The sequence below is a fragment of the Pseudomonas sp. UFMG81 genome, from assembly GCF_015354575.1.
Classification (GTDB): Bacteria; Pseudomonadota; Gammaproteobacteria; order Pseudomonadales; family Pseudomonadaceae; genus Aquipseudomonas.
In genome coordinates, this window is record NZ_JACAFQ010000005.1 from 100,390 (window position 1) to 125,406 (window position 25,017).

Genomic DNA, 25,017 nt, shown 5'->3' on the forward strand with positions numbered 1-25,017 from the left:
CTCCAATTACGTAGAGGGCGAGGCGAATCGGGTTATACTCCCGCTCTTTACATCCGCATCCCCAGATACAGGTGAATTTCGTGAGCCAGCCTACGCCAGCCGTGCGTACCTTCCAAGACCTGATCCTCGCCCTGCAGAACTACTGGGCAGCTCAAGGTTGTGTGGTGCTTCAGCCCTACGATATGGAAGTAGGCGCCGGCACTTTCCATACCGCCACGTTCCTGCGCGCCGTCGGCCCGGAAACCTGGAACGCCGCCTACGTGCAGCCTAGCCGTCGCCCTGCCGACGGACGGTATGGCGAAAACCCCAACCGCCTGCAGCACTACTACCAGTTCCAAGTGGTGCTCAAGCCAAACCCGGCGAACTTCCAAGAGCTCTATCTTGGCTCGCTGAAGGCCATCGGCATCGACCCGCTGGTTCACGACATTCGCTTCGTCGAAGACAACTGGGAATCGCCAACCCTCGGCGCCTGGGGCCTGGGCTGGGAAATCTGGCTGAACGGCATGGAGGTGACCCAGTTCACCTACTTCCAGCAGGTCGGCGGCATCGAGTGCTACCCGGTCACCGGTGAAATCACCTACGGCCTGGAGCGCCTGGCCATGTACATCCAGGGCGTGGACTCGGTCTACGACCTGGTGTGGGCCGACGGCCCGTTCGGCAAGGTCACCTATGGCGACGTGTTCCACCAGAACGAAGTGGAGCAGTCGACCTACAACTTCGAGCACGCCAACGTCGAGAAGCTGTTCGAACTGTTCGATTTCTATGAAAGCGAAGCGAACCGCCTGATCAAGCTCGAGCTGCCGCTGCCGACCTATGAAATGGTCCTGAAGGCGTCGCACACCTTCAACCTGCTGGACGCCCGCCGCGCCATCTCGGTGACCGAGCGCCAGCGCTACATCCTGCGTGTACGCACGCTCGCCCGTGACGTGGCGCAAAGCTATCTGCAAGCCCGCGCACGCCTGGGCTTCCCGATGGCCACCCCTGAACTGCGTGACGAAGTGTTGGCTAAGCTGGAGGCTGCACAATGAGTGCTCAAGATTTCCTGGTTGAACTGGGCACCGAAGAGCTGCCACCCAAGGCCCTCGCCTCGCTGGGCGACGCCTTCCTGGCCGGCATAGAGAAAGGCCTGCAGGCCGCCGGCCTGAACTACACCGCCAAGCAGGTGTACGCCGCGCCGCGCCGCCTGGCCGTGCTGATTCGCCAGCTCGACGTGCAGCAGCCGGACCGCAGCATCAATATCGATGGCCCGCCCATGCAGGCGGCGTTCAAAGACGGCGAGCCGACCCAGGCCGCCCTGGGCTTTGCCAAGAAGTGCGGCGTGGAGCTGTCGGACATCGACCAGAGCGGCGCCAAGCTGCGTTTCTCCCAGCACATCCCGGGCAAGGCGACCGCCAGCCTGCTGCCGACCATCATCGAAGACTCGCTCAACGACCTGCCGATCCCCAAGCGCATGCGCTGGGGCGCCAGCCGTGAAGAGTTCGTGCGCCCAACTCAATGGCTGGTGATGCTGCTCGGCGACCAGGTCGTCGACTGCACCATCCTCGCCCAGAAGGCCGGCCGTGAATCCCGTGGCCACCGCTTCCACCACCCGGAAAACGTGGTGATCACCACCCCGGCCAACTACGTCGAAGACCTGCGCAAAGCCTACGTGCTGGCCGACTTCGCCGAGCGTCGCGAGCTGATCAGCAAGCGCACCGCGGAACTGGCCATGCAGCAGGAAGGCAGCGCGATCGTGCCGCCGGCGCTGCTGGACGAAGTGACCGCGCTGGTCGAGTGGCCAGTGCCGCTGGTGTGCTCGTTCGAGGAGCGTTTCCTCGAAGTGCCGCAGGAAGCCCTGATCACCACCATGCAGGACAACCAGAAGTACTTCTGCCTGCTGGACAGCGAAGGCAAGCTGCTGCCGCGCTTCATCACCGTGGCCAACGTCGAGAGCCGCGATCCCAAGCAGATCGTGCAGGGCAACGAAAAGGTCGTGCGCCCGCGCCTGACCGACGCCGAGTTCTTCTTCAAGCAGGACAAGAAGCAGCCGCTGGAAAGCTTCAACGAGCGCCTGAAGAACGTAGTGTTCCAGGCTCAGCTGGGCACCGTGTTCGAAAAGGCCGAGCGCGTCTCCAAGCTGGCCGCGTTCATTGCCCCGTACCTCGGTGGCAGCGCCGCCAACGCCGGCCGTGCCGGCCTGCTGTCCAAGTGCGACCTGGCCTCGGAAATGGTCGGTGAATTCCCGGAGATGCAAGGCATCGCCGGCTACTACTACGCCCTCAACGATGGCGAGCCTGAAGACGTCGCCCTGGCGCTGAACGAGCAGTACATGCCGCGCGGTGCCGGCGCCGAGCTGCCGCAGACCCTCACCGGTGCTGCCGTGGCCATCGCCGACAAGCTCGACACCCTGGTCGGCATCTTCGGCATCGGCATGCTGCCCACCGGCAGCAAGGACCCGTACGCCCTGCGCCGTGCCGCCCTGGGCGTGCTGCGCATCCTGATCGACAAGCAGCTGGACCTGGACCTGACCGTTGCGGTCGAGTTCGCGGTCAAGCAGTTCGGTGCCAAGGTCAAGGCCGCCGGCCTGTCCGAGCAGGTGCTGGAATTCATCTTCGACCGCCTGCGTGCGCGCTACGAGGACGAAGGTATCGACGTTGCCACCTACCTGTCGGTGCGTGCCCTGAAGCCGGGTTCCGCCCTGGACTTCGACCAGCGCGTACAGGCCGTGCAGGCGTTCCGCAAGCTGCCGGAAGCCGCGGCCCTGGCTGCGGCGAACAAGCGTGTGTCGAACCTGCTGAGCAAGGCCGAAGGCGCCATCGCCGAACAGGTCGAACCCAAGTACTTCGACAACGCCAACGAGTTCTCGCTGTACTCGGCCATCCAGCAGGCCGACCAGGCCGTGCAACCGATGGCGGCCGCGCGTCAGTACAACGAAGCGCTGGCCCGCCTGGCCGCCCTGCGCGACCCGGTCGACGCCTTCTTCGAGGCGGTGCTGGTCAACGCCGAGGACGCCAAGGTGCGCGCCAACCGTTATGCCCTGCTCAGCCGCCTGCGCGGTCTGTTCCTGGGCGTGGCCGACATTTCTCTGCTGGGGTAAGCCTTGAAACTGCTGATTCTCGATCGTGACGGGGTGATCAATCACGACTCCGACGCCTACATCAAGTCGCTGGAGGAGTGGGTCCCCATTCCCGGCTCGATCGAGGCCATCGCGCAGTTGAGCAAGGCCGGCTGGACGGTGGCCGTGGCCACCAACCAGTCCGGCATTGCCCGCGGCTATTACTCGCCGGCAACCCTCGAGGCCATGCACGCGCGCCTGCGCGCGCTGGTGGCCGAGCAGGGGGGCGAGGTCGGTTACATCGTGCATTGCCCGCATGGGCCGGATGAGGGCTGCGAATGCCGCAAGCCCAAGCCCGGCATGCTGCGGGCGATTGCCGAGCACTACCAGGTGCCGCTGACCGGCGTGTGGTTCGTCGGTGACAGCAAAGGTGACCTGGAGGCGGCGCTGGCCGTCGATGCACAACCGGTGTTGGTGAAAACCGGCAAGGGCGAGAGGACCCTGGACAAAGGGGTTCCGGAAACTACGCTGATTTTCGACGATCTGGCAGCTATCGCCAGAAAAATTATTTAAATGAGTGCGCCAGGACCGGCGCACTTTTCATCAGGCGGGCACGCCCCGCAACGGTACTTGCCACTATGTCGATCCTGCAGGCGATCAGAATCTTTCTTTTTTACCTGCTGTTGGGCACCAGTTCGCTGCTGTGGTGCTCGCTGAGCTTCTTCGTCGCGCCTTTCCTGCCGTTCGCCAAGCGCTACAAGTTCATCAACGTGTACTGGTGCCGCTGCGCGCTGTTCCTGGTGCGCACGATCCTGGGCATCGACTACAAGATCACCGGCGCCGAGAACGTGCCGAAAGTGCCCTGCGTGATCCTGTCGAACCACCAGAGCACCTGGGAAACATTCCTGCTCTCCGCGTACTTCTCGCCGCTGAGCCAGGTGCTCAAGCGCGAGCTGCTGTACGTGCCGTTCTTCGGATGGGCCATGGCCATGCTGCGGCCGATCGCCATCGACCGGAAGAATCCGAAAGAGGCCCTGCGCCAAGTCGCCAGCCAAGGTGACGAGCTGCTCAAGCAGGGCACCTGGGTGCTGATCTTCCCCGAAGGCACCCGCGTGCCTCACGGCCAGATCGGCAAGTTCTCCCGCGGCGGCACGGCGCTGGCGGTGAACGCCGGCCTGCCGGTACTGCCGATTGCTCACAACGCCGGCAAGTTCTGGCCGCGTGAGGGCTGGGGCAAGCGCCCGGGCACCATCGAGGTGGTGATCGGTGAACCGATGTATGCAGTGGGCACCGGGCCACGCGCCATTGCCGAGCTCAACGACCGTGCCCAGGGCTGGAACGAAGCCACCCAGCGGGCCATGGGTTCGCTGCCGCCGGTGGCTGAAAACCCTGAGCAGCAGCCGGCCTGACGATCTGTGGATAACTTGTTAGCAAGTTTTGCATGAGTCGCCTGAAATAATCGCTAAGTTATTGAATTAGCTGTTTATTTCTCTGTATGACGTTTTTCTGAAAATCGTGCATAAGTTTTTTCGCGCTATAAAAAAACCGGCTTTTACGCCGGTTTTTTTGTGCTTGAATGTTCATTGATCCATCGCTGCGGTCCGAAGCTTGCACATCCTCTGTAGGAGCGGCCTTGTGCCGCGAAAGGGCTGCGCAGCAGCCCCCGATATTGGCGGCGCCTCATAACTCGCGGGGCCGCTTTGCGGCCCTTTCGCGGCACAAGGCCGCTCCTACAGAGCTCGTGCAAACCCTGCAGAGCGGCCCCAAGCCATCAGACCTTATCGATATCCACATCCTTGGTTTCTTTCAGGCAGAAAATGCCCACTACCAGGCTCACCCCGGTGATTAACACCGGGTACCACAGCCCATAGAAGATATCCCCGGTATACACCACCAACGCGAACGACACCGTCGGCAGGAAGCCACCGAACCAGCCGTTGCCGATGTGGTAGGGCAGGGACATCGAGGTGTAGCGGATACGTGTAGGGAACAGCTCGACCATCACCGCCGCCAGTGGCCCGTAGGTCATGGTGGCGATCAGGATCATGGCGACGATCAGCACCACCACCATCACCTGGTTCACCTGGGCGGGGTCGGCCTTGGCTGGGTAGCCGGCCGCCTCGATGGCGCTGCGCATGGCCGCTTCGTCGAAACCGTTGATGGTCTTGTCGCCGATGCTCACCGACACGTCGCTACCCGTGGCTGCAACCGAGCTGTAGGGCAGGCCCTGCTTGACCAGGAAGGTCTTGACCTTGTCGCACGGGCTGTCGAAACGCGCCTTGCCCACCGGGTCGAACTGGAAGGTGCAGCCCTGCGGGTTGGCGCTGACCACGATGGGTGCTTGACGGCTGGCGGCATCGATCTGCGGGTTGGCGTAATGGCTCAGCGCCTTGAACATCGGGAAGTAGCAGACCGTAGCCAGCAGCAGCCCGATCATCAGGATCGGCTTGCGCCCGACGCGGTCCGACAGCCAGCCGAAGAACACGAAGAACGGCGCGCCGATAATCACACTGATGATCAACAGGGTGTTGGCTTGTGCCGGGTCCATCTTGAGCATCTGGGTCATGAAGAACAGCACGTAGAACTGCGCGGTATAGAAGGTCACCGCTTGCCCGGCGTTGATGCTGAACAGCGCAGTGAGCACCACCTTGAGGTTGGGCCACGAGGTGAACGACTCACGGATCGGCGACTTGCTCACCTTGCCCTGGGCCTTCATTTTCACGAAGGCCGGCGACTCGTGCATGCTCATGCGGATCCAGGTGGAGATCGCCAGAAGGAAGATCGACAGCAGGAACGGCAGGCGCCAGCCCCAGGTTTCGAACTGATCGCCGCTGATGTAGCGGCTGGCCAGCACCACGGTCAGCGACAGCAAAAGGCCAAGGGTAGCGGTGGATTGGATGAAACCCGTGTGGAAACCGCGCTTGCCGTGGGGTGCATGCTCGGCCACATAGGTGGCGGCGCCGCCGTACTCACCGCCCAGGGCCAGGCCCTGGAGCATGCGCAGGATCACCAGGATGATCGGTGCGGCGATGCCGATACTGGCGTAGGTGGGCAGCAGGCCGACCGCGAAGGTCGACAGGCCCATCAGCACGATGGTCACCAGGAAGGTGTACTTGCGCCCGATCATGTCACCCAACCGGCCGAACACCAGGGCGCCAAACGGCCGCACCAGGAAGCCGGCGGCGAAGGCCATCAGGGCGAAGATGAAGGCGGTGGTGTCGTTGACCCCAGCGAAGAACTGCTTGCTGATGACCGCGGCCAGTGCGCCATAGAGAAAAAAGTCATACCACTCGAACACCGTCCCGAGGGATGACGCGAAAATGATCTTGCGTTCTTCACGACCACTGGAGCTGCTGGCAGCCGCCCCCTGTTCCTGGATGTAATCCGACATCGTTGCTGTCCTCGGCCCGAAGGCCACAGTGATTATTCTTGTTGTTCCACTGTCGACGGCCTGCGACCACGCGCCGTCGCTGTTGCACACACCCGGGTCAGGGCGTCGGTATCGCGCTGGTGTCGTTGAGGTTGGTCTGGGTGTGAGCCCCCTTGAGGATCAGTTGCGCCGCCTTCTCGGCGATCATCAACGTGGGTGAACAGGTATTGCCGGAGACGATCTGCGGCATGATCGAAGCGTCGGCCACGCGCAGGCCGGGAATGCCGTGCACACGCAGCTGGTTATCCACAACGTCCAGTGCGCCATTGCCCATGCGGCAGGTGCCCACCGGGTGGAAGATGGTGGTGCCGATCTGGCCGGCGGCCTGATGCAAGTCTTCTTCGCTCTGCAGGGCCGGGCCCGGCAGGTATTCGCGAGGGTCGAAAGCGGCCAGGGCAGGGGCCTGGACGATGCGCCGGGTCATACGAATAGCGTCTGCCGCCACTTGCAGGTCTTCGGGCGCACTGAGGTAGTTGGGGTCGATCAAGGGGGCGGCGCTCATGTCCGCCGAGCGGATATCGATACGCCCACGGCTGACCGGGCGCAGGTTGCACACCGAGGCGGTGAAGGCCGGGAAGCGATGCAGCGGCTCGCCGAAGCGCTCCAGCGACAGCGGCTGCACGTGGTATTGCAGGTTGGCGGTGGCCTGCTCCGGGCTGGAACGGACGAACGCGCCCAGTTGGCTCGGTGCCATGGCCAGCGGGCCACTGCGGTCATAGGCGTAGCGCAGGCCCATGCCCAGTTTGCCCCACAGGCTGTTGGCCATCTGGTTGAGGGTGCGGGTGTTGTGGATCTGGTAGATCAGCCGCAGTTGCAGGTGATCCTGCAGGTTACCGCCGACGCCAGGCATATCGTGGCGCACAGCGATGCCCAGCCCTTCGAGGAGCTTGCGCGGGCCGATGCCTGAGCGCTGGAGGATGCCGGGGGAGCCTACGGAGCCGGCGCAGAGAATGATTTCGCGGCGCGCCGCAAACTCATGCCATGCACCTTGCCAGCGCGCCTTCACCGCCCGAGCGCGGGTGTTGTTGAGCAGCACCTGGTCGACCTCGACGCCGGTCAGCACCGTCAGGTTGGGCCGTTTGAGGATGGGCTTGAGAAAGGCTTTGGCCGAGTTCCAGCGCACACCGCTACGCTGGTTGACCTGAAAGTATCCACAGCCTGCGTTGTCGCCAGTGTTGAAGTCATCGACCTTGGCGATGCCACTCTGCTCGGCGGCGTCACGGAAGGCATCGAGAATCGGCCAACTGTAGCGCTGCTGCTCGACCCGCCATTCGCCATCGCCGCCATGGCTGTCGCTGGCGCCGGCGAAGTGGTTTTCGCTTTGCTTGAACAACGGCAGCACGTCCTTCCATGCCCAGCCGTCGTTGCCAAGGTCTGCCCAGCGGTCGTAGTCGGCGGCCTGGCCGCGCATGTAGATCATGCCGTTGATCGAGGAACAACCGCCGAGCACCTTGCCCCGTGGATAACCCAGGGCGCGGCTGTTCAGGCCGGGCTGGGCCTCGGTCTTGAAGCACCAGTCGGTGCGTGGGTTGCCGATGCAGTAGAGGTAACCGACAGGGATGTGAATCCAGGGATAGTTGTCGCGCCCACCGGCTTCGAGCAGCAGGACGCGGCAGGCAGGGTCGGCGGACAGACGGTTGGCCAGCAGGCAACCGGCGGGCCCGGCACCCACGACCACGTAGTCGTAGACAGAATCGGCTGATGGCATGTGCAACCTCGCGCCTGATTATTATTCTTGTCCCGGTCCATCTTATTGATTAATTTCGCCGAGGAAACACGAGATTTTGCGCAGCCGCTGTGCGTTTTAGCACAGCAATCAATGCCACAGCACGAATCCCTGTAGGAGCGGCCTCGTGTCGCGATGGGGCGCGAAGCGGCCCTGATAATGCAGACGCGGTCTACCTGAAACACCGCGTGCATCATTTGGGGCCGCTGCGCGCCCCATCACGACACAAGGCCGCTCCTACACAAGATTTCGCGGCGTCTGAAATGCACAGGGATCAGCATGTTCGACTGGAACGATCTGCGGTTTTTCCTCGAGTTGCAGCGCAGCGGCCGGCTGCTCACCGCCGCCAAGCGCCTCAACACCACCCACAGCACCGTGGCCCGGCATATCGAGAGCATCGAAAAAAGCCTGGGCACCGCGCTGTTCGTCCAGCACGCCCAGGGCTACGACCTCACCCCCTCCGGCCAGGCCCTGCTCAAGCACGCCGAGGCCATGGAAAACGTCGCGCTGCTGGCGCAGGAAGAAATCACCCAGGCCATCACCCCGCTGGGCAAGGTGCGCCTGGGGGTGACCGAAGGCATCGGCATCATGTTCTTCACCCCGCGGATGAACGCCTTGTTCGAGCGCTACCCGGGGCTGGAAGTTGAGCTGGTGGCGGTGCCGCGCTTTGTCAGCATCCTCAACCGCGAAGCCGAGATCAGCATTCACCTGGAGCGCCCCAACGCCGACCTGCTGATCACCCGCAAGCTCACCGACTACCGCCTGGCGCTGTACGCCAGCCAGGCGTATCTGGACCGCGCACCGCCGCTACGCAACCGCGAGGACCTGGCCCGGCACAGCTGGATCGGCTACGTCGACGACCTGCTGTTCAGCCAGGAACTGCTGTTCCTCAACAGTTTTTGCCGTTCGCCCAACGTGGCCTTCCGCAGCACCAGCGTGATCGCCCAGCAGCATGCCGCCCAGGCCGGGCTGGGCATTGCCGTGCTGCCCAACTACATGGCCCGCCACGACCCGAAGCTGGTGCGCGTGCTGCCCAGCGAAACCATCCAGCGCAGCTACTGGATCTGTACCCGCCGCGAACTGCACAAGTCGGTGCGCCTGCGGGTGGTGTGGGATTACCTGTTGGCGCTGTGCGCCGCCGAGCAGGATGAACTGCTAGCCGAGTAGCGCCTTGCCGGCCAGCAGCACGGCGGCGCTGATACCGGCCACGGCAAACAGTTGTTGCAGGCGTGGCCCGGCGATGCGGGCGGCCAGCGGGCGCGCCAGCAGCAGGCCGATGACCGCGCCGATGGCGAAGGGCGCCCCCACCTGCCAGTGCATCACGCCGGCCACGCTGGCGCTCACCACGCTACCGGTGGACACCAGGGCGATCACCGCCAGCGAGGTGGCGACGATGCTTTTCATGCGCAGGTTGGTGTAGCGGTTCAAGGCCGGGATGATCACGAAGCCACCGCCCACGCCCAGCAGGCCGGACAGCAACCCCGACATCAAGCCGGTAAAGGCCAGCGCCCGCGCGCAGGGCAGGGTCCAGCGCAAGCGCCCCTGCAAGGGGTTGAGCACGCAGGGCTCGATGAAACGATGGGCGTCATTGGCATCGCCGCGCAGTTGGCTGGCCGCCTTGCGCCAGATGCGCAGGCAGGCGTAGACCAGCACCCCGGCGAACACCAGCGCCAACGGTGTATTGGGCAATTGATGGGCGAGCATCAGGCCGAAGGGCGCGGCGACGATGCCAATCAGTGCGATGAATAGCGCAGCGCGATAACGTACCAAGCCTTCGCGCAAGCCGAGCACGGCGCCTACTGCCGCGGCCATGCCCACGGCCAGCAAACCGATCGGCGCCGCCTCGACCATGCTCAGGCCCAACCCGAACACCAGCAGCGGCACGGCGAGGATGCCGCCACCGGCGCCGGTCAGCGCCAGCACCGCGCCAATGATTGCGCCCAGCCCTGCACCCAACAGCTGATGTTCGATCACTGCTGTGCCTCGACCACCAGCGGCTGTGGCCTGGCCATCCATTCACGGCCCTTGAGCATCGCCTTCCAGTACAGCGGCGGCAGGATCCGAGCCTTGAGCAGCCAGGCCAGGCGGGTGGGCTGGCGCCCGTCGAGCAGCCAACGGGGGAAGCTCGGCGCCAGCTTGCCGCCATAGGTGAACTCGGCGAGCACGATCTTGCCACGCTCCACGGTCAACGGGCAGGAGCCATAGCCGTCGTACTGCGCCAGGCTCGACAGGCGACCAAGCGCCACCAGCACGTTGTTGGCCACCACCGGCGCCTGCTTGCGCGCGGCGGCGGCGGTCTTGGCGTTGCTGGTGTTGGCCACGTCGCCCAGGGCGTGGATATTGCCGAACTGGCGGTGGCGCAGGGTGTGCGGTTCGACATCCACCCAGCCGGCGGCGTCGGCCAATGGGCTGGTGCGGATGAAGTCGGGCGCCACTTGCGGCGGCACCACATGCAGCATGTCGAAGGCTTCGACGCGGGTTTCGCTGCTGCCGTCGGGCAGTGTGCGGACGAACGTGGCGCGCTTGTTCGGGCCGTCCACCGCCGTGAGGCGCTGCTGGTAGTTGAGGTCGATGCCGTACTTGTCGATGTAGCTCATCAAGGCGGGCACGTAGTCTGGCACGCCGAACAGCACGGCGCCCGCGTTGAAGAAGCTGGCCCTGACATTGCCCAGTTGGCCGTTGCGCAACCAGTGATCGCAGGACAGGTACAGGGCCTTCTGCGGCGCACCCGCGCATTTGATCGGCATCGGTGGCTGGGTGAACAAGGCGCGGCCTTGCTTGAGGTTCTGCACCAGCTCCCAGGTGTAGGGCGCCAGGTCGTAGCGGTAGTTGGAGGTGACGCCGTTACGGCCGAGGGTGTCGCTCAAACCCTCGATGGCCTTCCAGTCGAGCTTGAGGCCTGGGCAGACCACCAGCTGTTCATAACTGACGGCGCGGCCATCCTCGAGCAGGACCAGTTGCCCCTGGGGATCGAAGCCTTCCACCCGCGCCTTGATCCAGCGCACACCACGGGGCAGGGTCGCGGCCATGGTCTGGGCGGTGCTCGGTGCCTTGAACACCCCGGCGCCGACCATGGTCCAGCCGGGCTGATAGTAGTGCACCTCGGCAGGGTCGATCAGGGCGATATCCAGCGACGGGTCACGGGCGATCAGGCTGGACGCGGTGGCGATACCGGCGGCGCCAGCGCCGACGATCACCACCTTGTGGTGGTCGGCACGGGAGGTATCGGCAGGGGACTGCAGGGCAGGCATGGCGGTGTTCCTTGAAATCTAGTTAGGGTGGCGCCCCATCGCCGGCTTGCCGGCGATAGCAATCTAAAGCTTGTTGAGCGGGATCTTCAGGTAGCTCACGCCGTTTGCTTCCGGCTCAGGGAACTGCCCGCTGCGCATGTTGATCTGCACCGACGGCAGGATCAGCACGGGCATGTCGAGGGTCTTGTCGCGGGCTTCGCGCATCTGGACGAAGCTGTCCTCGCTGACGCCTTCCTTAATGTGAATGTTGTGAGCGCGTTGCTCGGCCACCGTGGTGACGTAGCAAAGCTCGCGGCCACCCGGCAGGTAGTCGTGGCACATGAACAGCCGGGTCTGGTCGGGGAAGGCCAGCAAGCGGCGGATCGACTGGTACAGGGTACGCGCGCTGGCGCCGGGGAAGTCGCAACGGGCGGTGCCGTAGTCCGGGGTGAATAGCGTGTCGCCAACGAACACGGCGATCTCGCCCGCATCCTGAACCATGTAGCTGATGCAGGCCGGCGTATGCCCGGGGGTGTGCAAGGCGCGGGCGTGCAGGTTGCCGATTCGGAAACCTTCTTCATCCTCGAACAGCACGTCGAACTGGCTGCCGTCCCGAGCGAAACCGGGCTCGGCGTTAAACAGCGTGCCGAAGACTTTCTGTACCTGGGTGATCTGCGCGCCGATGGCGATACTGCCGCCGAGTTCTTTCTTGAGGTACGCCGCGGCGGACAGGTGATCGGCATGCACATGGGTATCCAGGATCCACTGCACCTTGGCGCCCAACTCATTCACGCGGGCAATCAGCTGGTCCGCCGAAGCGGTGCAGGTACGCCCGGACTTGGGGTCGTAGTCCAGCACGCTATCGATCAGCGCGCACTGGCGCGTCTCGCCGTCCATCACCAGGTAACTGAGGGTCGAGGTCGCTTTGTCGAAGAACGCTTCGACGTGAAGGTTGTTGCCGATGATCATTGCACTCTCCAGTTATCCACCGGGCCTCCTTGAAGGCTTAGGCAGTACCGCGTGCTTTATCAAGATGCATGCCATGCCTTTCTGATGGACGCAGCCCCTGTAGGCGCGGCCTTGTGCCGCGACAGAGCCGCGCAACGGCCCCCTCCAACGCCGTAGAAGTGACAGTTCCTGGCAGTCGACTGTCAGCCAATGGCAGTGATTGGCAGTCCTTGCTACCCTCGCCAGGTCTTTCACCTGGTGCCGTCATGCTTGCCGCTTCCCATCCCGCGATCCTCGCGCTGGTGTCCTACCTCGAACACGATGTGCTGCCCAGCATCGTCCTCGACACCGACTACAACATCCTCGCCGCCAACGCCGCCTACCGTCGCCAGTTCGGCCACGCCGAGCAGGCCCCCGTGGGCCAGAAGTGCCACCGCGTGTCCCACCACTACGCCGTGCCCTGCGACCAGGCCGGCGAACATTGCCCGCTGCGCAAGTCGCTGGACAGCAAGGTGCCCGAGCGCGTGCTGCACATCCACCACACCCCACGCGGGCCTGAACATGTGGATGTCGAGCTGCGGCCGATCCTCGACGACCAGGGCAGGGTGGTCGCTTTCGTCGAACGGTTGAGCAGCGTGACCCTGGCCTCGGCGCAACCGCAGCAGCAGGGGTTGGTTGGCCGGGCACCGGCTTTCAAGGCAGCGGTCGCCAGCTTGCAGCGCGCAGCGCCAGCGCAGATTCCGGTATTGCTGCAGGGCGAATCCGGCACGGGTAAAGAGTTGTTCGCCCGCGCCTTGCACCTGGGCAGCCCTCGAGCCAATGGCCCGTTGGTGGTGGTGGACTGCACCGGGCTGACCGAGTCGTTGTTCGAGAGCGAGCTGTTCGGTTACGAGAAGGGTGCCTTCACCGGTGCCACCCAGCGCAAAATCGGCCTGGCCGAAGCAGCCCACGGCGGCACGCTGTTCCTCGACGAGATCGGTGAAGTGCCGTTGGCCATGCAGGTGAAGCTGCTGCGCCTGATCGAGTCCGGCAGCTTCCGCCCGGTGGGCAGCACGCGCACGGTTCATTCTGACTTCCGCCTGATCTCGGCCACCCACAAGCCACTCAGGGAAATGGCCAACGTCGGTAGCTTCCGTGAAGACCTGTACTACCGGATCAGTGGCTTCCCGATACGCCTGCCGGCGTTGCGCGAGCGTATCGATGACCTGCCACTGCTGATCGAAAGCCTGTTGGCGCGCATGGCTGGCAAGGCGGCGCCCGAGATCGACGGCCAAGCCCTGCAGCGTCTGGCACTGTACGGATTCCCGGGTAACATCCGCGAGCTGCGCAACATCCTCGAACGCGCACGGCTATTTGCCGATGAAGGGGTGATCCGCCTGGAGCATCTACCTGAGGAGATGCACGACACGCCATCGAGCTTGCCCGGTGAGCGCCGGCCACGGGCACGCCGCCAGCTCGGCGAGCTGGCCGAAGCCTTGAACCGTTTCGAAGGGTCGCGCAGCGAACTGGCGCAGCACCTGGGCATGAGCGAACGTACCCTGTACCGCCGCCTGAAGGCGCTGGGCATCCAGGACACCTGAATGCCCGGCACCGATGAAGGTCAGATGATGTTCACGCCCTGCTCAGGCACGAACATGAAGCAGTAGAAGTCGTACTCGGCTACCAGCTCGCGGGAGTCGCTGGAGGACACCGGCCCTTGGTTGACGGTCCAGTTGGCGACCATCGGGTTGCTGATCGGATTGCCGGCGAAGTCGAAATTGGTGACCTGGTCGCCACCGTCCTTCTGCGACCACGAATCGCAGCTACCGGAGGAATTGTCGCAGCGTGCCCAGTGGTAGTCGCCCGGCCAGTTGGCATCACCGGCCGGGGAGACCATCAGCGCCACGAAGTGACCTCCCAGGTAGCCCGCGCCGACGCCGCCAGGGTTGGTGCCTTGCTTGCTCGACTTGAACTCCATCAGTTCCTTCAGGTTACGCCCGGCCATCTGCAAGCCATCTTTCACCGCATAGCCGCTGACCAATGCGCCCAACTCGTCTTTCGACTTCTTGAAGTCGGCGGCAGTCAGCAGGTAGCCGCTCTGGCGCCCGGGCTGCGGGAAGGTGTTGGGGGTGATGTTGCAGCCGTAGGCGTAGCAGTTGTTGTTGGGCTGGAACTTGTACGACATGAAGTTGCCCTGGCAGTCGCCTGCCGGGTCATAGCGGCCCGCCGCCTCACCGACCACCGTGTCGGCGTACTGCGGCACACCGATGGTCTCCTGCTGCGGATAGACGATCTTCACCTGCACCACCTTCGGTGCGATGTATTGCTCCCCGGGCGCCGCCGCCAGGGCGGCGGCGCCGACGATGAGCTGGTGGAACTGATCCTGCGGGGCGACCATGCCACTGAGCTTGAATTGCCGTTTGAATGCAGACATCGCTCGATCCTCTCGTAAGGTGTGATTGCGTCAGGCAGTCGGGTACAAGGTGGCGGTGATGGTGTCCGCCGAGTAATTGAGCACTTGCAGCTTCAGCGTGCTCGCCGACGGTGAGCCGGCGTTGTAACGGCCGCTGATCAGCAGCCGTGAAGAAGCGCCATCCGCCTCACCGGTGTTGGTCGCCCACAGCGCCTGGTTGTCGCGGCCGTAGAACACCAGGTTGCCGTCGTCCTGCATCACCAGGCGGCCGGGCAGGGCGCTGCTGGCGGGGGCGCTGGGCAATTGCCAGAGCGGCGTGGTGGTGCTGGCACCGAGCAGTAGCGGGCCACGTTGCGGGTCGTTGAGCAGCCGGGCGCTGCCATCCAGGGCGCTGATCGCCTGGCCCGGCAGCAGCGTGGTGTTGCTGCGGCTGTCGAGCTGATTGACGCTGTGCATCTCGCCGACCAGGTTGGTCTGGAACAGGCTCTGCACCTGGTCGCGGCTCCAGCCATTGGCTTTGGCCTGGGCCATCAAAATCATCAGCTTGGCCAACGCGGCCATGGGGGTCATGTCCGCGGGCGCCAGCGCACCCACCTGTGGCAACCACGCACCGGCGGCGTAGGCACTGTTGTTGACGGTGCCGGCGATCACCTGGGTGCAGTCGACGATGTTCACCCCCTGCTCGTTGGCCATGGCCAACGCTTGGTAGATCGCGCCCTGCTGCGGGTTGTCCGGGTTGCCGGAAGGGAAGTTGCCCTCGCCGTAGGACTCGAGAATGATCCCGCTGGCCCCGGCAGCCACCACTGCTTTGATCAGGTCGGCCATGAACGAGGTGGCCGGCGATTGGCTGTAACGCGCCGGGAAGGCATTGAGCTGCATGACCGGGAAGCTGTCGATTGCGCTGGTGGTCACGGCCAGGGTCGCTTGTTGGGCGGCCAGCACCTCGGCGTTGTCCAGGCTGACACTGACATGCACCGGCCCCGGCAACCACTGGGCATTGAACAGCGAGAGCTCGACGCCGTATTCGGCCAGCGCAGGGTAGTTGGGCGAGTGGAAGGCGTCGAACTCGCTGGCGTTGGTCTTCACCGCCCGGTTGCCCCGGTAGAGGTGATTCTGGAAATACACGCCCACTTCCGGGATGCCGCTCTGGGCCAGGGCGACGGCACCGCAGACATTCTGGAAGGCGTCGGTGTTGAAGTTCAGCGACAGGTCGGTGCTGCCATTGGCCTCGTAGTACAGCGGCATCTGCGAGCCGGTGATGATCACCGGCTTGCTCAGCACGGCAGTGCCGACGCCACGGCTGTCGAAACTGTTGAGCAGCAGCGACAGCGCGGTACCGCTGAAGTCCATGCTGTCGGTACCGTGCAGCACGACGAAGCCGTCGTAGCGCGCATAGTTGTCGAGGATGCCCTTGGCCATGATGCACCAGTCGCTCGGCTGCAAGTTGGTGCTGTCGAGGGTCTGGGTGCTGGACTCGGGGAAGGTGACCGACGTCAGGTAGTCGACCTGCAGGTCGGGAAACTGCTGGCGCAGGATCGGGTCGATCAACTGCTGGCTGGCCTGGGCAAAGCGCTGGGCCGTCATTGGTGCCAGAGGGTTACCGACACAACTGATGGTACCGCCGGTATTGATGACTGCAATTTTCATGAGCGTGCGTCCTCTGCTCGGCTCAACGGCTCAGCAACACCTTGCGCAGGCGTGCGAAGGAAGGTGGGGTGGTCTTGCGCAGGTGCAGCTCGCTGAGGCTCACCACGGGTGCCATGGCGATGGCGAAGGCGGCGCCCAGCTTGAGCTGGTCGGAGAACCATGGGGCCTCGTAGGCCGGGGTGGTCGACCAGTTCTGGCGAATCTCTTCGCTCTCCAGGTTGACGATGTTGGTGAAGGCGCTGCCGGGATCGCTGGCATCCTTGCGGAACTGGAGGGCAATGGACGACAGCTCCACCAGCTCCTGGTGGGTGAAGGGCAGGGCGGCGTCGCGGATCTGCCGGGGCGGTTGTTCCTGGCGGCGCATGATGCAGTAGACGGTCTGCCCACCGCAGCTGGGGTCACGCTGGAACAATTGCAGGGTGAAGGGCTGGTTGCCGGCGACAGCCAGGTTGCCGCCGTCGAACGCCAAGCCGAATTCACCTCGGTTGTGCTCGCGTGGATCACCCTGCAGCAATGACAGCTCAGCGGTGGTCACCTTGCCACCGAGGTTATCGACGCAGGTTTGCAGTTGAGCGGCGTTCTGCTTGGAGGTGTCGTTGTCGGGCGGGTTGGCGCCCTGGGCGTAGATGCGATAGCTGTCGGCGGCCTGGGCCGCGACGATATCGAAGAACGAGCTGATGCAGGCGGGGCTGTCCAGGTGCGCCAAAGTTACCGTCGTGCGAGCACCATGGCTGGCAACGACGGCGGTGATGATGCAAGAAGTGGCACTGTCCGAGTAGCAGATCAGCGGCTGGCCTTGGCGCAGTTCGAAAGTCTGGTAGTTGCCTTGGTCCACATAATGGAAGCCCTCTGTAGGCGGCAGTACCGATGGGTTGTCGTTGAGGGCGAAGATCACTTCGATGCTCATAGCTGGCCTCCGAAAATGCGCAGTGGGTTGGTGCGTGGGTTGCCGTTGACCTGATACTCACACACGGCCTCGTTACGGCTGGCGGTAAATACTGCAGTGGCCTGGGTGTGGAACTCGGTGCCGAGGTAGTCCGTCTCGCGGCAGATCGACAGCTCGGTGCGGCCGTAGTACTGGTCGCTCAACAACGCCTTCACACCGTTGGCCGTCGGGTCGGCCTGGAGGATTCTTTCTGCCCGGTCGAGGCGCAGGTAGGTGCTGTGGTTGGCGGGATAGTTCACCGAGTCCGGTTGCAGGCGGAAGTTGTTGGTCGAGGCGAAGAAACCATCGGTACGAACGATCTGCCGTACCGACACCTGGTTGAACGGGTTGGGCATGTACTCGATGAAGATCGCCACTTGCTGTGTTTGCTGGGCGTCGGCCCAGCCGCTGACCAGGGCGATATCGGGGGCGGGGAAGGGCTTGCCGTCGCCCATGTTTTGGTAGAAGTTCACCAGGCTCTGCGCCGCCTCCTTGGCAGTGCCATGATTCTTCACCGTGCCCTCGTAGGCCTGGAACAGCGCCGAGACCTGTTCACCGCTGGCGTAGTAGTTGGCGGCGGTGGTGGTATAGGCATCCGCAGCGACGAAGGCGACGCCCTGGCTGTTGAAGCCCGCCCAGATCCCAGCGCTGCCCTGACGGGTCATGGCCAGGTAAGAGCCACCCTGGCTGCCGGGGCGTACCTCGGGCTCATTGAAGTGCGTGACGGGTATCAGGTCGCACTGCTTGAAGGTGGTGATCTTGCCGCCGTTGAACACGGCTCCAATGGTGCACATGGCTACTGCTCCTCGTTGCGTCGAGTGGAACAACAGGATCCGGCCGGGCAAGCGCAGGGGCTGCCGACCAGGACTGAAAGCCGGGGAGGTGCGAGTGAGGGAGGTCATCGACACGGCGTGGCCAGGTCGAGAAGGCGGCGAAATGCCGGGGAGCGCGGTCCTGCGCAAGTGATGGCATGTTGATGACTTCCGTTTCAGGTGTGCTCAGCCTAGTTGGCTTTGCGGGCTTTGCCAGCGCATCGGCGCGCCCATGTCGCGTTAATTTTTCACAGTTAAACAGAGTGAATAACGGCAATTTCCACAGGTGCTAAAAGGACGTTCCACGTGGAACATGTAGCGTTCGATAGGCATAAAAAAGGCCAACCCTAGGGTTGGCCTTTTCAGCTTTCGATACAGCGTGGCTGGATCAGAAGTCCAGGTTGGCCACCGACAGCGCGTTGCTTTCGATGAAGTCACGACGTGGCTCAACTGCGTCACCCATGAGGGTGTTGAACAGCTGGTCAGCGGCGATGGCGTCCTCGATGGTCACCTTCAGCATGCGGCGCACGGTCGGGTCCATGGTGGTTTCCCACAGCTGGTCCGGGTTCATCTCACCCAGCCCTTTGTATCGCTGGATGGTGTGGCGCTTGGTGCTTTCGTTCATCAGCCAGTCGAGGGCTTCCTTGAACTCGGTGACCGCCTTGCGACGTTCGCCGCGCTGAACGTAGGCACCTTCACCCAGCAGGGTACCGAGCTTGGCGCCCAGGTTGACGACCGAACGGTAGTCGTTGCTGCCGAAGAACTCGCGGTTGAAGGTGACGTAGCTGGCCAGGCCGTGGGAGGTGACTTCCACTTCCGGCAGCCAGATATTGCGCTCCTTGTCTTCGCGCAAGCTGGCCGCGTAGGTCAGGCCGGACTTCTGGCAGTTGTTCAAGCGCTCCTGGAACTTGACCAGCCAGGCTTGCATGGTGGCGTGGTCGGCCAGTTGCTCCTGGGTCACTTCCGGCAGGTAGATGAAGTGCTCGGTCAGCTCCTGCGGGTACAGGCGCGACAAGCGCTTGAGGGTCTTCATCACCGCGCGGAATTCGTTCACCAGGGCTTCGAGCTGAACACCCGAAACGGCTGGCGCCGACTCGTCCAGGTGCAGGCTGGCATCTTCGAGGGCCGACTGGGTCATGTACTCTTCCATGGCGTCGTCGTCCTTGATGTACTGCTCCTGCTTGCCCTTCTTCACTTTGTACAGCGGCGGCTGGGCGATATAGATGTAGCCACGCTCGACCAGCTCCGGCAGTTGACGGAAGAAGAAGGTCAGCAGCAGGGTACGGATGTGCGAACCGTCGACGTCAGCATCGGTCATGATGATGATGTTGTGATAGCGCAGCTTCTCGATGTTGTACTCTTCGCGGCCAATGCCACAGCCCAGGGCGGTGATCAGCGTGCCGACTTCCTGCGAGGAGATCATCTTGTCGAAGCGTGCTTTCTCGACGTTGAGGATCTTGCCCTTCAGCGGCAGGATCGCCTGGGTGCGACGGTTGCGGCCTTGCTTGGCCGAACCACCGGCGGAGTCACCCTCCACCAGGTACAGTTCGGAGAGGGCGGGGTCCTTCTCCTGGCAGTCGGCCAGTTTGCCCGGCAGGCCGGCGATGTCCAACGCACCTTTGCGGCGGGTCATCTCACGGGCTTTACGCGCGGCTTCACGGGCACGGGCAGCGTCGATCATCTTGCCGACCACGGCCTTGGCTTCGTTGGGGTTCTCCAACAGGAAGTCGGCGAAGTACTTGTTCATCTCCTGTTCCACGGCGGTCTTCACCTCCGAGGAAACCAGCTTGTCCTTGGTCTGCGAGCTGAACTTGGGGTCCGGTACCTTGACCGAGATGATTGCGGTCAAACCTTCACGGGCGTCGTCACCAGTGGTAGCAACCTTGTTCTTCTTGGCCAGGCCTTCCTGCTCGATGTAGCTGTTGAGGCTACGGGTCAGCGAGGAACGGAAGCCGACCAGGTGAGTACCACCGTCGCGCTGCGGGATGTTGTTGGTGAAGCACAGCAGGTTTTCGTTGAAGCTGTCGTTCCACTGCAGGGCGACTTCGACACCCACGCCATCGTCGCGTTGTACGTTGAAGTGGAACACCTGGGAGTTGACCGGGGTCTTGTTGGTGTTCAGGTATTCAACGAACGCGCGCAGGCCACCTTCGTATTTGAAGAACTCTTCCTTGCCGCTGCGCTCGTCCTTCAGCAGGATACCGACGCCGGAGTTCAGGAACGACAGTTCGCGAATACGCTTGGCGAGGATGTCCCAGCTGAAGTGGATGTTCTTGAAGGTTTCAGCCGAAGGCTTGAAGTGGATGTGGGTACCGGTGGTTTCGCTTTCACCCACAACGGCCATCGGTGCCTGTGGCACACCATGGACGTAGGTTTGCTCCCAGATCTTGCCGCTGCGGCGAACGGTGAGTACCAGTTGTTCGGACAGGGCGTTCACCACGGACACACCTACACCGTGCAGGCCGCCGGATACCTTGTAGGAGTTGTCGTCGAACTTACCGCCGGCGTGCAGCACAGTCATGATGACCTCGGCTGCCGAAACGCCTTCTTCTTTGTGCACATCGACCGGGATGCCACGGCCGTTGTCGCGGACGCTGATGGACTCGTCCGGGTGGATGATGACGGTGATGTCATCGCAGTGTCCGGCCAGGGCTTCGTCGATCGAGTTGTCGACCACTTCGAAGACCATGTGGTGCAGGCCGCTGCCGTCATCGGTGTCGCCAATGTACATGCCGGGACGTTTGCGTACGGCATCAAGCCCTTTCAGCACCTTGATGCTGGAGGAGTCGTACGTTTGATTTTCGCTCATGCCTTCACTCCCGATGGTCGTGGGTCTGGGTGATACGGCCCTGTTCCACGTGGAACAAAGCGACTGGCGTTTCCGTTTGCCAGCCTTCCCTCAGAAATTCGTGGTCTACACAGGTGATGAACACCTGGCAGTTCAATTCTTCAAGCAAGCGGCACAGGGCGCGGCGATGCTGTTCGTCCAACTCGGACGGCAAGTCATCTACCAGATAAATACACTGACCGCGACGAACCTGGCTGACCAGATGCCCCTGGGCAATCCGCAGGGCACAGACCACCAGCTTCTGCTGCCCCCGCGAGAGAATGTCAGCGGCGTTGTTCGCGCCCAATCGAAGGCGCAGATCAGCACGCTGTGGCCCAGCTTGCGTGTGGCCCATCTGCTGATCGCGAAGGAGAGAGGTAGCGAGGACTTCGTTGAGTTCCCGGTCCTTGTCCCAGCCGCGGTAGTAGCTCAGGGTCAACCCGTCCAGCTCGACCAGTTCGCTCAGGGTTCGCTCGAAGACGGGCTTCAAGGCCTTGATGTAATTGCGACGGTATTCATCTATTTCCGCACCGGCGAGACACAACTCCCGATCCCAGGCGGCTTGCGAAACGGCGTCAAGTGTACCATGCCGCAGCCATGAGTTCCGCTGCCGCAGGGCCTTCTGCAGCCGCTGCCAGGTTGCCATGAAGCGGGGTTCCACGTGGAACACACCCCAGTCGAGGAACTGTCGCCGTACTTTGGGCGCGCCTTCTAGCAACCTGAAACTGTCCGGGTTGATCAGTTGCAGCGGTAGCATCTCGGCCAGCTGTGCGGCACTGCGCGCATTCTGCCCATCGATGCGAATGGTGAAATCCCCCTGGCGCTCCCGTGAAACCCCCAGGTTGCTGGTACCGCCTTCGGCAAGTTCCACCTGGCCAAACACCGTGCACGTGGCTTGCTCGTACTGAATGACAGGGTTCAACCGGGTGCTGCGGAACGAACGAGCCAGGCCTAACAGGTGAACAGCTTCGAGCACACTGGTCTTGCCGCTGCCGTTGGCGCCATAGAGGATGTTGATGCGGGGGGAGGGTGAGAGAGTCACCGGGTGCAGGTTGCGCACCGCGGTGACCGAAAGACGTAGAAGGGACATGTGCCTACTACGGTTTACAGACGCATCGGCATGACAACGTAGGCAGAGTCGTCATTGCCAGCTTCCTGCAGCAGGGCACTGCTGTTGGAATCCGACAGGATCAGGCGAACCTGTTCGGTGGTCATGACACCCAGCACGTCCAGCAGGTAGCTGACGTTGAAGCCAATCTCCAACGAGCTGCCGTTGTAGTCGACGCTGATTTCTTCTTCCGCCTCTTCCTGTTCCGGGTTGTTGGCCTGGATCTTCAACTGGCCGGCGGCCAATTGCAGGCGAATACCACGGTACTTCTCGTTGGACAGAATCGCGGTACGGCTGAAGGCTTCGCGCAGGGCCTGGCGGTCGCCGATCACCAACTTGTCGCCGCCTTTGGGCAGCACGCGCTCGTAGTCCGGGAACTTGCCATCCACCAGCTTGGAGGTGAAGGTGAATTCACCAGTGGTTGCGCGGATGTGGTGTTGACCCAGAACGATACTGACCATGCCTTCCGGGTCGGTGAGCAGGCGCGCCAGCTCGAGGATACCTTTGCGCGGCACGATGACCTGGTGGCGATCAGCCTGGCCGATCGGCGCCTGCATGGCACACAGGGCCAGGCGGTGACCGTCGGTGGCGACAGCGCGCAGGGTGTCGGTGGATACTTCCAGCAGCATGCCGTTGAGGTAATAACGCACGTCCTGCTGGGCCATGGCGAAGCTGGTGCGCTCGATCAGGCGGCGCAGTTTGCTCTGCTCCAGGTTGCAGGTCAGCGAACCCGGGCCTTCTTCCACGGTGGGGAAGTCGTTGGCCGGCAGTGTGGACAGGGTGAAGCGGCTACGGCCGGCCTTGACCAGCAGCTTTTGCTCGTCGACCTTGATGTCGATCAGCACGTCGCTGGGCAGGCTCTTGCAGATGTCCATCAGCTTGCGCGCCGGGACGGTGATCTCGCCCGGTTCGGCCGGCTCTTCCAGCTGAACGCGGCCAACCAGTTCGACTTCCAGGTCGGTACCGGTCAACGACAGTTGCTGGCCTTGCACAACCAGCAATACGTTGGACAGGACCGGCAAGGTCTGGCGGCGCTCGACGACGCCTGCGACCAGTTGCAGGGGTTTCAACAGGGCTTCGCGTTGAATGGTGAAATGCATGGTCTAGTCCCTTGCCTTCAATTAGCTGCGCAGACGGCCATCAGGTCGTCAGCGTGCGCAGCAGGTTCTTGTAGTCCTCGCGGATGTCCGCGTCGGATTCCTTCAATTCGTTGATCTTGCGGCAGGCGTGCAGCACGGTGGTGTGGTCGCGGCCGCCAAACATGTCGCCGATCTCCGGCAAGCTGTGGTTGGTCAGCTCTTTCGACAGCGCCATGGCCACCTGGCGCGGGCGCGCGACGGAACGCGAGCGGCGCTTGGACAACAGATCGGAGATTTTGATCTTGTAGTACTCGGCCACGGTGCGCTGGATGTTATCCACACTGACCAGCTTGTCCTGCAACGCCAACAGATCCTTGAGCGATTCGCGGATCAGTTCGATGGTGATGTCGCGGCCCATGAAGTGCGAGTGAGCGATCACCCGCTTCAGGGCACCTTCGAGTTCACGCACGTTGGAGCGAATACGCTGGGCGATGAAGAACGCCGCATCGTGCGGCAGCTCGACCTTGGCCTGGTCGGCCTTCTTCATCAGGATCGCCACGCGGGTTTCCAGCTCCGGTGGCTCGACGGCGACCGTGAGGCCCCAGCCAAAGCGCGACTTAAGGCGCTCCTCCAGCCCTTCGATCTCTTTCGGGTAGCGGTCACTGGTGAGAATCACCTGCTGACCACCCTCGAGCAGGGCGTTGAAGGTGTGGAAAAACTCTTCCTGCGAACGCTCCTTGCGGGCGAAGAACTGAATGTCGTCGATCAGCAGTGCATCGACCGAGCGATAGAAGCGCTTGAACTCGTTGATCGCGTTCAGCTGCAACGCCTTGACCATGTCGGCGACAAAACGCTCGGAATGCAGGTACACAACCTTGGCATTCGGGTTCTTCTTGAGCAGGTGGTTACCCACAGCGTGCATCAAGTGGGTCTTACCCAGGCCAACACCGCCATAAAGGAAGAGTGGGTTGTAGCCATGCTTGGGGTTGTCGGCCACCTGCCAGGCCGCAGCGCGGGCCAGCTGGTTGGACTTACCTTCGACGAACGTTTCGAACGTGAACGTACGGTTGAGGTAGCTGGTGTGCTTGAGCGCACCTTCTACCTGGACGGTGCGTTGTTCGGTACGGCCGCTGCTGGCGGGTGCAGGGCTGGCCTCGGCCATGCTGTCGAAACTGTCACGGGACGAGGGTTCTTCGACCTCGCTCGCGTTCGGCTCGATAACAGGCGCGGCAACCGGCTCGCTGGGCAGGACGATCTGTGCAACCTGCTGGGGGCTGGCCTGTTGCGCCATGCTCGCGGCGACAGCAGCGCTGACCGGCGCATTGGGTGCGGCACGTGGCGCTGAACTGCGACGGCTGCCGATCAGCAGGGAGAGCGCAGGAGCCATGCCGTTGCCTTGTTCACCCAACAGCTCCAGCAGGCGGCCCAGGTACTTTTCATTGACCCAATCGAGCACGAAGCGGTTGGGCGCATAGACGCGCAACTCGTCGCCTTCGGCTTCGACCTGTAGCGGACGGATCCAGGTGTTGAATTGCTGGGCAGGCAGTTCATCGCGCAGAAGCTCCACGCACTGCTGCCAAAGTTCCACTGACACGGATATCCCCTGAGTTGAAAGCCGGATGAGGCAAAAACAAACCGCCATTGTACCGGGCGGGCGACCAGTTATCCACATAAGAGGGCGTGCACAACCCTGTCGATCACGCCAAAAAACGACCAAAACACCTTCCGACCACTGCGAATAAGCCCTGTGGATAAATGCATATGAGGGCTATGCACAACCCTGGGTTCTGAGCTGTGGATAAATCAGCTGTGGATAACAGGCCTTTTCGTTCACAGCTTGTCCGCAGCCCCAGCACAGA

General features: G+C 62.9%; 19 protein-coding genes. 6 read left to right on the top strand and 13 right to left on the bottom strand.

Annotated elements, in window-relative coordinates; translation table 11 throughout:
* Nucleotides 1-80: 80 nt before the first annotated feature.
* From glyQ to IX761_RS05550, 4 genes are all read left to right on the top strand, one after another.
* Nucleotides 81-1,028, top strand: a complete 948-nt coding sequence (gene glyQ, locus IX761_RS05535; RefSeq protein WP_060507781.1) for a glycine--tRNA ligase subunit alpha — start codon at nucleotides 81-83, stop codon at nucleotides 1,026-1,028.
* A complete protein-coding gene (gene glyS, locus IX761_RS05540; protein WP_194788622.1) occupies nucleotides 1,025-3,076 on the top strand; it encodes a glycine--tRNA ligase subunit beta in 2,052 nt (683 codons plus the stop codon). Before glyQ ends, glyS begins: the two co-directional genes overlap by 4 nt.
* Before the next feature lie 3 nt (nucleotides 3,077-3,079).
* Nucleotides 3,080-3,607 (top strand): D-glycero-beta-D-manno-heptose 1,7-bisphosphate 7-phosphatase, encoded by a 528-nt coding sequence (gmhB, locus tag IX761_RS05545; protein ID WP_194788623.1) that lies wholly within the window; start codon nucleotides 3,080-3,082, stop codon nucleotides 3,605-3,607.
* Between the two features lie 65 nt (nucleotides 3,608-3,672).
* Entirely contained in the window at nucleotides 3,673-4,443 is a 771-nt protein-coding gene (locus IX761_RS05550) for a lysophospholipid acyltransferase family protein (RefSeq protein WP_194788624.1), read from the top strand.
* A gap of 362 nt (nucleotides 4,444-4,805) precedes the next feature.
* Here IX761_RS05550 and IX761_RS05555 read toward each other — a convergent pair whose 3' ends face one another.
* Both IX761_RS05555 and IX761_RS05560 read right to left on the bottom strand, forming a co-directional pair.
* The gene (locus IX761_RS05555; RefSeq protein ID WP_194788625.1) at nucleotides 4,806-6,425 is read right to left on the bottom strand and encodes an MFS transporter; all 1,620 of its coding nucleotides are present in this window, start codon (nucleotides 6,423-6,425) and stop codon (nucleotides 4,806-4,808) included.
* 97 nt (nucleotides 6,426-6,522) lie between these two features.
* Complete coding sequence (locus IX761_RS05560; protein WP_194788626.1) at nucleotides 6,523-8,172, bottom strand: GMC family oxidoreductase; 1,650 nt, start codon at nucleotides 8,170-8,172, stop codon at nucleotides 6,523-6,525.
* Nucleotides 8,173-8,469: 297 nt separating this feature from the next.
* Here IX761_RS05560 and IX761_RS05565 point away from each other — a divergent pair, with 297 nt between their 5' ends.
* Nucleotides 8,470-9,357 carry a LysR family transcriptional regulator gene (locus IX761_RS05565; RefSeq protein ID WP_194788627.1) on the top strand — a complete coding sequence of 296 codons (888 nt, stop codon included), beginning with the start codon at nucleotides 8,470-8,472 and terminating at the stop codon, nucleotides 9,355-9,357.
* On the opposite strand, the gene IX761_RS05570 is transcribed toward IX761_RS05565, so the two are convergent.
* The 3 genes from IX761_RS05570 to IX761_RS05580 form a co-directional block, all read right to left on the bottom strand.
* Nucleotides 9,346-10,164, bottom strand: a complete 819-nt coding sequence (locus IX761_RS05570; protein WP_194788628.1) for a sulfite exporter TauE/SafE family protein — start codon at nucleotides 10,162-10,164, stop codon at nucleotides 9,346-9,348. The genes IX761_RS05565 and IX761_RS05570 overlap by 12 nt on opposite strands.
* Nucleotides 10,161-11,441, bottom strand: coding sequence for an NAD(P)/FAD-dependent oxidoreductase (locus tag IX761_RS05575; RefSeq protein WP_194788629.1), 1,281 nt, complete (start codon nucleotides 11,439-11,441; stop codon nucleotides 10,161-10,163). Before IX761_RS05575 ends, IX761_RS05570 begins: the two co-directional genes overlap by 4 nt.
* A gap of 63 nt (nucleotides 11,442-11,504) precedes the next feature.
* The gene (locus tag IX761_RS05580; RefSeq protein ID WP_194788630.1) at nucleotides 11,505-12,389 is read right to left on the bottom strand and encodes an MBL fold metallo-hydrolase; all 885 of its coding nucleotides are present in this window, start codon (nucleotides 12,387-12,389) and stop codon (nucleotides 11,505-11,507) included.
* 245 nt (nucleotides 12,390-12,634) lie between these two features.
* On the opposite strand from IX761_RS05580, the gene IX761_RS05585 reads away from it, so the two are divergent.
* Entirely contained in the window at nucleotides 12,635-13,948 is a 1,314-nt protein-coding gene (locus tag IX761_RS05585) for a sigma-54 interaction domain-containing protein (protein WP_194788631.1), read from the top strand.
* 20 nt (nucleotides 13,949-13,968) lie between these two features.
* Here IX761_RS05585 and IX761_RS05590 read toward each other — a convergent pair whose 3' ends face one another.
* The 8 genes from IX761_RS05590 to dnaA form a co-directional block, all read right to left on the bottom strand.
* Nucleotides 13,969-14,781, bottom strand: coding sequence for a hypothetical protein (locus IX761_RS05590; protein WP_194788632.1), 813 nt, complete (start codon nucleotides 14,779-14,781; stop codon nucleotides 13,969-13,971).
* Between the two features lie 30 nt (nucleotides 14,782-14,811).
* Nucleotides 14,812-16,407: an asparaginase domain-containing protein gene (locus IX761_RS05595; protein WP_194788633.1), complete on the bottom strand. Its 1,596-nt coding sequence runs from the start codon at nucleotides 16,405-16,407 to the stop codon at nucleotides 14,812-14,814.
* A gap of 22 nt (nucleotides 16,408-16,429) precedes the next feature.
* Entirely contained in the window at nucleotides 16,430-17,314 is an 885-nt protein-coding gene (locus IX761_RS05600) for a hypothetical protein (protein WP_194788634.1), read from the bottom strand.
* Nucleotides 17,311-18,126 (bottom strand): hypothetical protein, encoded by an 816-nt coding sequence (locus IX761_RS05605; RefSeq protein WP_194788635.1) that lies wholly within the window; start codon nucleotides 18,124-18,126, stop codon nucleotides 17,311-17,313. Before IX761_RS05605 ends, IX761_RS05600 begins: the two co-directional genes overlap by 4 nt.
* A gap of 406 nt (nucleotides 18,127-18,532) precedes the next feature.
* The gene (gene gyrB / locus IX761_RS05610) at nucleotides 18,533-20,953 is read right to left on the bottom strand and encodes a DNA topoisomerase (ATP-hydrolyzing) subunit B (RefSeq protein WP_194788636.1); all 2,421 of its coding nucleotides are present in this window, start codon (nucleotides 20,951-20,953) and stop codon (nucleotides 18,533-18,535) included.
* A gap of 4 nt (nucleotides 20,954-20,957) precedes the next feature.
* Entirely contained in the window at nucleotides 20,958-22,061 is a 1,104-nt protein-coding gene (gene recF, locus IX761_RS05615) for a DNA replication/repair protein RecF (RefSeq protein ID WP_194788637.1), read from the bottom strand.
* 14 nt (nucleotides 22,062-22,075) lie between these two features.
* The gene (gene dnaN / locus IX761_RS05620; protein WP_194788638.1) at nucleotides 22,076-23,179 is read right to left on the bottom strand and encodes a DNA polymerase III subunit beta; all 1,104 of its coding nucleotides are present in this window, start codon (nucleotides 23,177-23,179) and stop codon (nucleotides 22,076-22,078) included.
* A 40-nt stretch (nucleotides 23,180-23,219) separates the two neighbouring features.
* The gene (gene dnaA, locus IX761_RS05625) at nucleotides 23,220-24,752 is read right to left on the bottom strand and encodes a chromosomal replication initiator protein DnaA (protein WP_194788639.1); all 1,533 of its coding nucleotides are present in this window, start codon (nucleotides 24,750-24,752) and stop codon (nucleotides 23,220-23,222) included.
* Nucleotides 24,753-25,017: the final 265 nt, after the last annotated feature.